Source organism: Aegicerativicinus sediminis (assembly GCF_015476115.1).
In the GTDB taxonomy this organism is placed as follows: Bacteria; Bacteroidota; Bacteroidia; order Flavobacteriales; family Flavobacteriaceae; genus Aegicerativicinus; species Aegicerativicinus sediminis.
In genome coordinates this window covers 2533259-2546173 of record NZ_CP064295.1, presented here as the reverse complement: position 1 = coordinate 2546173, position 12915 = coordinate 2533259, and the positions used below count along the sequence as shown (strand labels likewise).

General features: G+C 36.3%; 7 protein-coding genes. 4 read left to right on the top strand and 3 right to left on the bottom strand.

The window, feature by feature from the left end; all coding sequences use genetic code 11:
* Positions 1–4 precede the first annotated feature (4 nt).
* Positions 5–1858, top strand: coding sequence for an OmpA family protein (locus ISU00_RS11030; RefSeq protein WP_228850714.1), 1854 nt, complete (start codon positions 5–7; stop codon positions 1856–1858).
* Positions 1859–1969: 111 nt separating this feature from the next.
* Positions 1970–3499 carry an FG-GAP repeat domain-containing protein gene (locus tag ISU00_RS11025; RefSeq protein ID WP_228850713.1) on the top strand — a complete coding sequence of 510 codons (1530 nt, stop codon included), beginning with the start codon at positions 1970–1972 and terminating at the stop codon, positions 3497–3499.
* Positions 3500–3513: 14 nt separating this feature from the next.
* On the opposite strand, the gene ISU00_RS11020 is transcribed toward ISU00_RS11025, so the two are convergent.
* Genes ISU00_RS11020 through ISU00_RS11010 form a run of 3 tightly spaced genes read right to left on the bottom strand, consistent with a single transcriptional unit; the run spans position 3514 to position 9684 of the window.
* Entirely contained in the window at positions 3514–4929 is a 1416-nt protein-coding gene (locus tag ISU00_RS11020; RefSeq protein WP_228850712.1) for a DUF2231 domain-containing protein, read from the bottom strand.
* The gene (locus tag ISU00_RS11015) at positions 4929–6356 is read right to left on the bottom strand and encodes a DUF1501 domain-containing protein (RefSeq protein ID WP_228850711.1); all 1428 of its coding nucleotides are present in this window, start codon (positions 6354–6356) and stop codon (positions 4929–4931) included. The genes ISU00_RS11020 and ISU00_RS11015 overlap by 1 nt, the downstream gene beginning before the upstream one ends.
* Before the next feature lies 1 nt (position 6357).
* Positions 6358–9684 carry a DUF1553 domain-containing protein gene (locus ISU00_RS11010; protein ID WP_228850710.1) on the bottom strand — a complete coding sequence of 1109 codons (3327 nt, stop codon included), beginning with the start codon at positions 9682–9684 and terminating at the stop codon, positions 6358–6360.
* Between the two features lie 202 nt (positions 9685–9886).
* Between ISU00_RS11010 and ISU00_RS11005 the strand changes: the two genes are divergently transcribed.
* Both ISU00_RS11005 and ISU00_RS11000 read left to right on the top strand, forming a co-directional pair.
* Positions 9887–11269: a vanadium-dependent haloperoxidase gene (locus ISU00_RS11005; protein WP_228850709.1), complete on the top strand. Its 1383-nt coding sequence runs from the start codon at positions 9887–9889 to the stop codon at positions 11267–11269.
* A 252-nt stretch (positions 11270–11521) separates the two neighbouring features.
* Positions 11522–12898, top strand: a complete 1377-nt coding sequence (locus tag ISU00_RS11000) for a vanadium-dependent haloperoxidase (RefSeq protein WP_228850708.1) — start codon at positions 11522–11524, stop codon at positions 12896–12898.
* The last annotated feature ends 17 nt before the right edge of the window (positions 12899–12915 follow it).

Below are 12915 nucleotides of genomic sequence, written 5' to 3'. Positions count from 1 at the left end.
TAGAATGAAAAAGTATTTAATTTTATTCTTTGTTTTTGGCATCACCACAATAGGTTTTGCACAGAACGTACAGCTTCTTGAAAGAGCAAATAAACTTTTTGCGAAAAAAGCTTATGTAGAGGCGGCCAGCATGTATGAAAAACTAGGAACTGGAAGACAAGTCCTTCAAAACCTAGGAGATTCTTATTACTTCAACTCTAAAATGGGTGCTGCTGCTAAAGCATATAAGAAATTATTCGAAAAATATAAGGATAGTATTCCTGAAGAAATTTACTTCAGATATGCCCAAACCTTGATGGGCTTGAATGATTATGAACAAGCTGATAAATTCATGTCAACCTATCGAGGCTCACAGGTAAATACTGCCAGATTTAGAGTTGAAACTGAAGAAAAATCTGAATACATACATGAAATTAAGCAATTGAAAAAAAGTCAATCTAGTGACTTTGGGATCTCATATTACGGAGATAAGGTTGTCTTTGCATCAACCAGAAATTCTAGTAGCCCTAATTATGAGTGGAACAATCAACCTTATCTAGATTTATTTGAAGCAACTGTGGACAAGGAAGGTGAACTGAAGAATATCCATCCATTTTCAGATAAAATTAATACTCGTACCCACGAAAGTAATGCCACCTTCACCAAGGATGGAAAAACGATGTATTTCTCCAGAACAAATAATAAACGTGTTAAAATTGGAGAGGAGAAGATTGCCAACGTTAAAATATTTAAGGCAGAATTAAAGGATTCAACTTGGACAAACGTTAAGGAATTGCCTTTTAGCAGCAATCTATATTCTACTCAGCATCCTGCCTTAAGTAGTGATGGCACAAAACTTTATTTCTCTAGCGACATGCCTGGTGGTTTAGGTAATTTTGATATTTATTATGTCGATATCACCAATGGCACCTTCGGAGCGCCCGTAAATATGGGCCCAAGAATTAATTCGAAACAAAGAGACCAGTTTCCTTTTATAACAGGTGATACATTATATTTTGCTTCAGATGGTCATCAGGGACTTGGCGGCTTAGATGTTTTCATGACAATCCTCAGCGATAGCCAAATTGAGACTTCAAATGTTGGTGAACCAATCAATTCTGGCCTTGATGATTTTGGATATGTAATAGACAAAATAAACCATGGTTATTTTTCATCAAATAGATCTGGAACGGATAACCTCTATAGTTTTATAAGAAAACCGAAATATAATAATTTGGTTAAGGGACAGGTAATTGATAAAACAACCAAGGAAATTGTCCAAGGCGCAACAGTTATTTTATTTAATGATAAAGACGAAAAAATTACCGAAATGCAGGTGGATGAAAATGGAAATTTCGAATTTAAAACCAAACCTAATTCCTCTTATAAAATTGAGGCTTTAAAAGATCTATACATCCCTACAACAGAAGAATTTACAACCGATGTTAATGGCGTAGTAGAGAAAGAGTTAGAAATTGAATTGCTATCCTATGATGACGCAGAAGAAATTGTTGTGGAACGGGATGGTTTCAACTATATAGCATTAGAAAATCTTTATTTCGATTTCAATAAATGGGATATCCTTCCTCAGGCCGGTAAAACCCTTAACATATTAATTGATTTGATGAACAAATATCCAAGGATGGAAGTTCAACTTGGGGCCCATACCGATTCTCGTGGCCCAGACAATTACAACATGTTTTTATCTGAGAACAGGGCCAAATCAGCTATGGAATATTTAATCGCCAACGGTATAAGCAAAGATCGTTTACAATCTAGAGGTTTTGGAGAATCACAGCCTTTGGTTAATTGCGGAAGTAACTGCTCAGAATTGGAACATTCTATTAATCGTAGAGTGGAATTTTTAATCTTAAAGTAATATTTCCAAAAAAAACAGAACTAAAAAGAGGTTCATAAAAATTAATTCAATTCTTATATGGTTTTATTAACCATTCGTTTTAGAACCTATTGCATCCTAATTCTATTATTGTTGCTAGTTTTCTCATGTAAACAAGAGGAAACAACCTCCAAGAAACTCAATTCTGATGTTAATTTTGAAGAACTTTGGGTAGACAATACAGAGACTTATTTGCCAGCGACCAAGGAATGGACAAATCGTGTTGAAATTGCCGATCTAAATGATGATGGTAGAGTAGACTTATTATTTGCTAATGGCGGTAATTATTCTGAACCAGGTGAGGCAGAATATAGTCGAATTTTTATAAATCAAGGTCCAGATACTCAATTTTCAGAAGTTACTAAAGATATATTTGGTGAGGCAAAATTCATTTCAAGAGTCATTAAGGCAAGAGATATAAATAACGATGACATCGTTGATTTAATAATTGGCACAACATACCAAACACAAAGCCAATTGTATTTAGGATCAGGAAATGGAACTTTTAAAAATGTTACATCAACTAATTTCCCTAAAAAAAATGCAAGTGTCGGCGACATTGAAATAGGTGACGTTGATTTTGATGGAGACTTGGATTTAGTTTTAACAGATTGGGGACCTGGAAATAACATGAGTAATGCGGGTGGAAGAACAATGCTATGGTTAAATGATGGATTTGGAAATTTTACTGATGTAACCGATACACAAATGCCTGATATTTTAATTCAGTTTTCATGGGACTTAGAATTTATCGATTTTGATAATGATTTTGATTTGGATATCGCAATTTCTTGTAAACGATGTGGAAATAGTCGGCTTTTTCAAAATGATGGGGATGGAAATTTTAAGAATATCCGTGGACTTCCTGCATATACTAATAATTACGATTTCGAGCCCATGGATGTAAATTCGGATGGCTATTTGGATCTAGTAACAATAAATGACGGTGACATTGTAGATGGTAAATCTAGTTCTAGGAGAGAACATTTGTTTATCAATAAAGAAGGCAACTACTTTGTTGATACTACAACTGTATTATGGCCAGATACTGAAAATATAGGAAAGGATGATAATAATGTCGTTTTCTTAGATTATGATTCTGATGGGGATGCTGACTTTTTGGTTAGCTCTTTAACGGGAGAAGACCGATTATTGGAAAATGATGGCAATGGTAGGTTTAAACTTTTTCAACCTGTTTTAAAAGGAAGCCCTACTCCCCTAACACTTTCAATTGCAGTTTCTGATATAAATAATGATGGTAAATTAGATATTGTTATGGGTCAAGGCGAAGGCAGTGAAGGAATAGAAGAACGGATATTTATAGGAAATACAATTCTAAAAGATTCCGCACCACCTATAATTAGTCACATTTCAAAAGAATTGGATAGCATCGATAATACTATAGAAATACGAGCTAGGATTCATGATAATAAAAGCCCTAACATGCCCCAAGATTGGAAATCCATCGAGATTATTATGGGAAATGAAACTTTTGGTACACCTTTGAGATGGTATGGTGAAAATTTATGGTGGGTAAAAGTACCTGAAGTCAACGATAAGGCATTGACAATTTGTGCAACCGATGCTAATGGTAATAAAACTTGCAAGGATGTTTCACAATAATAGAAATATCATTATTACCGCTCTTCAGCTGAAAATACTGGTATCGGCTGTTCAAATTCTTCAAAGGTAAATTCAGAAATTATCTCAATGCCTGAATTTTTATTACGTAAATCATCTAACTCCTCTGCTGGCACATTTGTATTCCAAACATAAATACGCCTTATTTTTGGCATACTTAAAATAGAGTTCAGTACATCCGTTGAGATTAATGTCCCATTCAAATTCAAAACTTCCAATTTATCCTGTTTTAACAGCCAAGATGCATCCTCGTTTAATATTTGATTATCGGAGATATTCAACTTGGTTAAATTTGGAAAAGTCGATAATTTCTGCAACAGAATATTATTAAGTTTACAACCTTCAATGTTCAGAAAAGTAACTTTATCAGCAATTTTATTAAGTCCTTCAATTTGAACCTCTGATATTGAATCAACATTGATTTTAACATCCAATAAATTGTTAGATTCGGACAAGTAATTAGCTTCTATTTTATTGCTTTTTAATGTTTTTATCATACTATCACCAACCTTTTCCACTGCTATTTTTTCATAAAAAGGCTTTGGTGTATAATCCAATCCATAATCCCTTTTCACCAAACCTATTAATTCAGAGGTCATTAAATCCGAAGAAAAATAACTGAGGCTATCAGCCCCATTGTCTATCCAATACTTAATTACCTGAATATCTGTATAGTTTAATTTTTTATTATTTGGAGGCATAGCATATTGGTCATCTATAGGCAAGCTTATTCTTTTAAAAAATTCACTTTCGAGAGCATTACCAGACACAATCAAATTTTCGTGTTTCAAATTATTTTTGAAATCACTCAAGTTAACAAGACTCAAATTACCCAGGGCATTTTCTGAATCATGACAACCGAGACATTTTCTACCAATTAATGGTTTAACTATAGACAAGTATATGTTAAGTGAGTCCGGATTAACAGTTTTAAACTGTTCATTTTCATACAAAGGTTTCTCAGTATAACCCTGAAGAAATTTAGGTCCTTTCTCTAATAGATAATCAGGACCATGCGTTAGATTACCTCCAAAATGACCTGTTAGAGCTATTAAAAGCACACAAATAATGGAAAATACAAACCTAGCTTTCTCCTTCTTAAAGGATTTACTTAAAGTAAAAAACAAGAGAACGGCCAACGCCGCCAATGAAAATAATCCTAAATTCCTATGAAGATTTAACCGATCTACTTCATAGTTATTAGACCACGACAGAAGGAGACCTGTTATGACCGCAATAAGCGCAGAAATAAATGCCGTGGCATATATAAATTTTAAAACCTTTAATGAATTAGGAAAGTATTGAGGCTTAAACCTAATTAAAACATCGATGAGAAAGCCAATTATAAAAATTCCGATTGGCAAATGGACGAAAATGGGATGAAATCGCCCTACAAAAGTTTCAATGTCCATTAAGCCAGTATATCTTTAGCTACAATACCATGAACGTCAGTAAGTCTAAAACGTCGACCTTGGTACTTATAAGTTAACTTTTCATGATCTAATCCCATAAGATGCAAAATTGTAGCGTTTAAATCATGAACATGAACTTTATTTTCAACGACATGGTAGCCAAATTCATCTGTTAACCCATAGGTTAAACCTTTTTTAACCCCCGCTCCAGCCATTAATATTGTAAAAGCATCTGGGTGATGGTCTCTTCCGAAATTGTCTTTTGTTAATTGCCCTTGAGAAAAACTCGTCCTGCCAAATTCACCGCCCCAAATTACTAAGGTATCCTCAAGTAACCCTCTTTGTTTGAGGTCCATTATAAGCGCTGCAGATGCCTGATCCACCTCTTTACATCTCGTTGGAATTGCTTTAGGCAAAAAGCTATGATGATCCCAGTTTCCATGATATAATTGAATGAACCTAACCCCTCTTTCAGCCAATCGCCTTGCTAATAGACAATTATTAGCAAAGGTTCCTGGCTTTTTGCTATCCTCTCCATATAGCTTATATATATGTTCTGGTTCACCTTCAGTATCCATTACCTCTGGTACAGATGTTTGCATTCTGAAGGCCATTTCATATTGAGCCATTTTTGCTTTTATAACGGGATCCTCCCAGTTATCAAAATCCTTCTCCTGCATTTCACCCAAGGACTTTAATTGAATTTTTCTAATGTCTTCAGTTACACCTGGAGGATTAGACAAATAAAGCACAGGATTTTTTCCACTTCTAAATTGAACACCTTGATGTTCTGCGGGCAAAAATCCACTTGAAAGCAATCTGGAGGAGCCTCCTTCATTTCCTTTAGTCATCAAAGCAATGTAGCTAGGTAAATTTTCATTTTCAGAACCTAGACCATAACTCACCCAAGCTCCTAAGGTAGGCCTCCCCGGTATTTCTGACCCTGTATGCGTAAACATTTGTGCAGGTTCGTGTTGCACTGACTCTGTAAACATTGAATTAATCATACATAATTCATCCGTAACCTGCGACATATAAGGTAATAAATCACTCATCCACATCCCACTCTGGCCTCTTTGTTTGAAGGCATATATAGGCATAACAACTGGCTTGGTTGCTTGGGCAGCAGCCGTAGCCGTTACCCTATCTCCCATTACACTATTTGGCAATTCTTGCCCGTGCATTTTGGTTAGAATAGGTTTGTAATCAAACAAATCTAATTGGGAAGGTGCACCAACCATATTTAAATAAATAATCCTCTTTGCTTTTGGAACAAGGTGGTTTCCTGAATTGAGAAAACTATTATGGCCAAATAGATTGATAGGGTTTATCAATGAAGCCATAGACATAGCTCCTAAACCTAAGGAGGCTTTGCTCAAGAATTCCTTACGGGTAATCGGTTTATGGTGGTGGTGATCGTGTTCCATTTTATCGTTTCAAATAAGTGTCAGAATAATTAAATATGGTACTTACAACCAGCGTTAACGCCGCTGTATTTGTCTTGGGTAGATTTTCATCGATGGGAAACTCACCTACTTGTAATAAGGAATCTGCCAATTTTGGATTTGTCTCAAATTTGCTAACTGATTGCTGATACTGCTCATTGAGTATTTCTATTTGATCCTCTGTAGGTGTTAAACAAGTTGCTCGCCTAAAGGCCAATTCAATCTGCTTTTGGGTATCATCAGGATAAGAATTTTGAACCTTCTCAGATAAAACTCGTGATGCTTCCACAAATTGAGGATCGTTTAATAAAGTAAGGGCCTGTAAGGGGGTATTGGTATTACTCCTTCTTACATTACAAATCTCTCGAGGTGTCGCATCGAAATTAATCATAAATGGATTTGGTGCAAACCTTCGAGAAAAGGTGTACAAACTTCTTCGATATAAATTATCCCCCGTATCTTGTTTATATTTTTTAAGAACACCTGAGGCTTGGATCACTTCTTTCCAAAGACCTTCTGGTTGGTATGGTTTAACACTGGGCCCACCTATTTTTTCCACTAATAAGCCGCTTGCCTTAAGCGCATTGTCTCTAATCATTTCCGCGGACCAACGATAAGAAGGGCTTCTTGCCAATAATTTATTTTCTGGATCTATTTCCCTATCAAGATTTGAAGTTTTGGAAGATTGCTGATAGGTATAAGACATCACCATTTGTTTTAAAGCATATTTTATATCCCAATCATGTTCCATAAAATCCTTTGCCAACCAATCCAATAATTCTGGATGGGTGGGACGGTCGCCTTGACTTCCAAAATCTTCAGATGTTTTCACCAAACCTTTACCAAAAATCATTTGCCAATACCTATTAATAGCTACGCGAGGCACAACAGGATTTTTCTTATCCAACAGCCATTTTGAAAGCCCCAATCTATTTTGAGGTAGTTCCTCATTATAAGGCAATACTTTACTAATTCCTCCTGGTTTAACCTCTTCTAAAGGTTGGTTATAAATACCCTTATCTAACACATAAGTTTTTCGGGGCTTATCTAACTCTTTCATTACCATCAGCTCATTTGCGCTATCCAAAACCCGAGTTAATTTTGTCCTGACTTCCCTCAATTTCTCACGATCGGCAGCCAACTGTTGGTTGTAAATAAACCAATGGTCTTTCAAAAGGTCGGCAGACTTGGCATCTAAATTAGCTTCTCCGAGAAGTCCCATCTCCCATTGGGACAACTGCCGTTTATAAATTTTAATTTCATCAATTTTGCCAGAGAACATTCCTAGGTCCCCCGTCCAAAGTCTAAAGCTTTTACCAACTAATAAGGGAATAGTATCACGTTTCATTTCATCATTAATGGGAAGAATAGACCTTTTTAACTTATCATAATTTGTAACTGTAGATAATTTTTTCCCATTTAGAAATAATGAAATTCCTTTAGAAGACTTACTTCCGTCATAGGTAAAACCGACATGGTTCCAATCATTGGGAGAAATTTCCTCTTGGGATGTCACAGAAATAAACTCATCCGGTAGCCTATGAATCATCCGAACTCGAAGGTGATTTGTGGAATCTAAAACCATATCCCAGCCCCTATGGTATTGAAAAATATTACCAGAGTTTCCAATTATTGTCTGCGTAGAGCCAATAGAATCTTGGTTTGTAGAAATCCAAGCACTCACACTAAAAGAATCCATATGGTCGAACTCTCCCACTTTTCTAAGGCTCACCACATCATATTCCTCATTAAAAAATAAGGATTTGCCATATTTTCCTTCTTCTAATGTTATCTTAAGGTTTGCCTCTTCCTTCTTATTGCCATCTAAAATTTGGATTTCCTGAAAGATTTTTTTCTTAGGTTCCTTTTTTTCTTTCTTCTTTTTTTCTTTCTTCTTTTTATCGTCTTCATCATCAGGTGGTGGACGACGTTTTATTTCTTTTTTATAGAACTCTATTTTATCAAATGGATAATAGGCCACATAATCAGTAGGTGAACTAATAGGTAGCTCCTTATCAAATTCAAATGAACCAGTATTTTTAATGTCTGATATCCTCTGCTCTTCTTTATCTAGAGTTTTTAAGTATTCATTTATTTCACCTTTTTGCTTATCATCTAACAATATTAAACTTGGTGGTCTATCAGCATCAACAGGTGCCAATCCATATTCCTGAGTATTGTTAAAAAATGCTGATAATTGATAAAATTCTTTTTGTTGGATAGGGTCAAACTTATGATCATGACACTTGGCACACTCAACGGTTAAACCTAATAATGCAGTTCCGACCATTGAAGCCCTTTCATTGACATATTCAAGACGGAACTCTTCATCAATAGAACCTCCAGAAGCTTCCAATGGATTTAGACGAAGAAATGCCGTGGCCTTTATTGTTTCCTCATTTGGATCTTCGATTAGATCACCAGCCAATTGTTGGGTAATAAATTCATCATAAGGCATGTTCTGCTTAAATGCATTAATAAGCCAATCCCTATATGGCCAAGATGTACGATAACCATCGAAAGACACCCCGTGGGAGTCAGAATACCTTGCAACATCTAGCCATTCTTGAGCCAAACGTTCCGCACAAGCATCGCTTTGAAGCAGTCGATCCACAACATTTTCAAATGCATTTGGGGAAGAATCATTTAAAAACCTATCAATTTCTTCAATTGTTGGAGGAAGTCCTGTTAAATCCATGGTAACCCTTTTTATCAGGTATTCCTTTTCGGCTTGGGGAGAGGGATTTAGGTTAGTGGATTTTAACCTATCCTGAATAAAGTTGTCAATAGGATTAAACTGTTTCCAGTCTTCAGTAATAGAAGGAGGTGTTATTGTCTCCAAGGGAATAAACGCCCAATGTTCTTTCCATTCTGCACCTTGATCTAGCCATTTGGCAATCAATGCTATTTCCCGGTCGGAAATTTCCAATTCACTATCGGGTGGCGGCATCACTTTTTCAGGATCACCACTAATAAGTCGCTGGATAACTTCACTTTTTAGGCCATGCCCTCGTACAAATGCGAAGTTTCCTGATTGCAATTTTTTAAATGCCTCTTCTTCAAGATCTAATCTCAAACCTGCCTTTCGTGTTGCTACATCTGGCCCATGACAGGCGTAACAACGATCTGATAGTATAGGTTTAATATGGTAATTATAGTCTATTGTTTCTGGTAAGGCCTCATATTCTTGATAAACGTTTTCAGGCAGAGAGCCAGAACAACCAAAAAATAAAACTATAATACAAAAAAACGGTAGGGAGAAATTCAATACTTGAAGGGGGCAAAATCCATTTAAGGGATTATCCTTCATATTTATTTATTGCTGATTATTACGAATATATAAAATTAAATTAACATTAATTTAAGTTTTTATAAACAACAATACTAGGCTTCAAAATCCTTCGTCGACCTAAATGCATTATTTATCCCTATTATTTGTTCCATTGTCATACCTAAATTTTATTTAGCTAGAAGGAATCTACATTTGGTTTTAATTAAATACATAACGAGTCATGAAACCTTATTTTAAAATTTTTGGAGCCCTGATACTTCCTATCCTACTTTTTAATTCATGTGAACAAGAGGATTTAGACACTTCTCCGTCTGAACTCCTAATTACAGATGAAAATTCCCTTAGAAAATACAACAACGGGATGATCAAATCTTACGACAGTCAAACCATCGTAGAGTGGAATGAATTACTTGGTGCTGCTGTAGACGAAAAACTACCTCAACCACTTTCTGCCAAAATTTACGCCATGGTTACCATCGCTATGCATGATGCCCTTAATAACGTGGTTCCAAAATACCACACTTATGCTTTAGATAATACAGCCGTTGATGCTAGTTTCGTTAGCAAAAAAAATATACAAGCAATGGCAGATGCAGCAGTTTCACAGGCCGCTAGAGATGTTATGGTATTTTTATTTCCACCCTCGCAACCGGGAGCAGATGAAAAATTAAACCAAGTGCTTTCAACCATTTCAGATGAAGATTCCAAGCAACTAGGTATCTCCATTGGCAAAGATGCAGCCTCAGCTATCCTGATTAAAAGACAGGGGGATTTTCCTTTAGAATTTGAAACATTTACAGGGAACACGGATCCTGGAGATTACCAAGCTAATTTTATGCCCTGGATGATTGCCAATCCTCCAAGGTGGCCTGCAAATGCAGTATATGCATATAATCTTGGCGATCTTACCCCATTTGGGATAGATTCTGGGGACCAATTTAGAGATGAGGATTTATATCCGCTCAATTCCCAGAATTACATTGATGATTATAATGAAGTTAAATTATTAGGATGTACAACCTGTACTGACAGAACGGCCGAACAGACAGAAATTGGTTTCTTTTGGATCGAGAATACTACAAGTATGATGAATAGGATTGCAAGAACCTTAATTGTGGAAAAAGAGCTGAATGGTTGGGAGGCTGCGAGATTAATTGCCCTAATAGAAATGTCTCAGATTGATGCATATATTGCCTCCTTTGAAGGGAAAAAATTCTTTAATTTCTGGCGACCCATCACAGCCGTACGAGCAGGAGATTTTGATGGAGTTGATGCAACTATTGGCGATGTTAATTGGACACCAATTGCCACCACACCCCCTACCCCAGAATACCCATCTACCCATTCCTATTGTGGTGGAGCAGCCGCCGCCGTATTCCAATCATTTTTCGACACGGATGAAACAGATTTAATTGCGACGAGCCCTTACCATGTTCCTGGCACGGAACGACACATAACAAGTTTCTCCCAGATTTCAAAAGAAAATGCGGAATCTAGAATATACGTTGGCTACCATTTTAGACATGCCATAATTGTTGGCCAGCGACAAGGAAAAGAATTAGGCAAATATGTATTTGAGAATAATTTAGGGGAGATCAAATAATATATGCTTTTTTCCAAATTAAATATCCAGCCCCAAAAGGCTGGATATTTTTTTCGAAGGACCTCCCTTAGTATTGCGACAAATATATTTTAATATAATCAAAACAATTTTCTATCGCACTTTACAGAACGTTAAACGCTTTCACCTGTACAAACCAAGCCACATGCATAATTTTAGTTCCAGAAATTGATTGATATGGCTATTTCCTCGTCAATATGATCATTTTCAAAATTTAAATATCAAAAACGTATTATGAAAACAAACCTAAAATTATTAGCCACGGTGATTCTATTTACGATCATAGCCTCATGTGAAAAAGAAGAACTAGAACTTGATTCTGAGCTTCTATCTTCTTCACAATCACAAGATCTCGGAAAATATAACAATGGCATGATTAAATCCTATAATCCCGGAACGGTTCTTAAATGGAATGAATTGTTAAGTGCTAACATCGATGAAAAAGTGTCTTTACCTGTCGAAGTAAAAATTTATGCCATGGTAACCCTCGCCATGCACGATGCCCTTAATAATGTGGTACCGAAATTTGAAACCTACGCGCTAGATAATACAATGGTAGATGCCAGCGATATTTCTAAAAAAAATATTCAAGCAATTGGTGATGCCGCTGTCTCACAAGCCGCCAGAGATGTTATGGTAAGTGTATTTCCGTCATCTCTTGCCTCCGCAGATGCCTTGTTGGATAATATCTTATCTAGTATTGAAGACGAAAGCACCAAAGCCCAAGGTGTGGAAATCGGTAAAGCCGCTGCACAAGCATTGTTCCAAAAACGGCAAAACGACATTGCATTAGTATTTCAAAAGTATAATGCTCCTAACAATGACCCTGGAACTTATCAGGCAAACTTCCCACCTTTTAGTTTCCCCACCCCAAATTGGCCTGCCGGGGCTGTTTTTGCACCAGATTTAGGTGAGTTGGAGCCTTTTGGAATTGCCTCTAATGACCAATTTTTAAACGAAGGGCCTCATGCAATTAATTCAGACGCTTATACAAAAGACTACAACGAAATTAAATCTCTTGGATGTTTAAATTGCCCTGAACGTACCACTGAACAAACATTGATAGGGACATTTTGGACCGAAAACCCAGCAAGTTCAATGAACCGTCTAGCCAGAACCCTGATTGAAGAACATGATCTTAATGGTTGGGAAGCTGCCAGACTTATAGCTATGGTAGAGATGGCTTTAATCGATTCTTTCATAGCATCCTTTGAAGAGAAAAATCATTTTAACTTTTGGGCGCCAATTACGGCCATAAAAGCTGGAGATAATGATGGAAACCCAGATACTGTTGGGGATATTACATGGACCGCTGTAAGAACAACTCCACCAATTTTAGAGTTCCCAGCTTCAACGCCATATGGTGTTGCTGCAGCCTCAGAAATTTTTAGACTTTATTTCGGATCTGATGAAATTTCTTTAATGGCTACTTCCTTCTATACTCCAGGATTAGAACGGCAATTATACAGTTTCACCCAAATAACCAAAGAAAATGGTGAATCAAGATTATATAATGGTCACCACTTTAGGCGTTCCATTGAAATTGGGGAACATCATGGCATAATGCTAGGAAAATACATTTTTGAAAATAATTTGGAGGATTACAGATAAACTGAACGTTATAAAGC

What these genes read in the sequence shown, in the direction of transcription:
- ISU00_RS11030 (WP_228850714.1), top strand. Translation starts at nt 5, where the DNA reads ATGAAAAAGTATTTAATTTTATTCTTTGTTTTTGGCATCACCACAATA.
- ISU00_RS11020 (WP_228850712.1), bottom strand. Translation starts at nt 4,929, where the DNA reads ATGGACATTGAAACTTTTGTAGGGCGATTTCATCCCATTTTCGTCCAT.
- ISU00_RS11015 (WP_228850711.1), bottom strand. Translation starts at nt 6,356, where the DNA reads ATGGAACACGATCACCACCACCATAAACCGATTACCCGTAAGGAATTC.
- ISU00_RS11010 (WP_228850710.1), bottom strand. Translation starts at nt 9,684, where the DNA reads ATGAAGGATAATCCCTTAAATGGATTTTGCCCCCTTCAAGTATTGAAT.
- ISU00_RS11005 (WP_228850709.1), top strand. Translation starts at nt 9,887, where the DNA reads ATGAAACCTTATTTTAAAATTTTTGGAGCCCTGATACTTCCTATCCTA.
- ISU00_RS11000 (WP_228850708.1), top strand. Translation starts at nt 11,522, where the DNA reads ATGAAAACAAACCTAAAATTATTAGCCACGGTGATTCTATTTACGATC.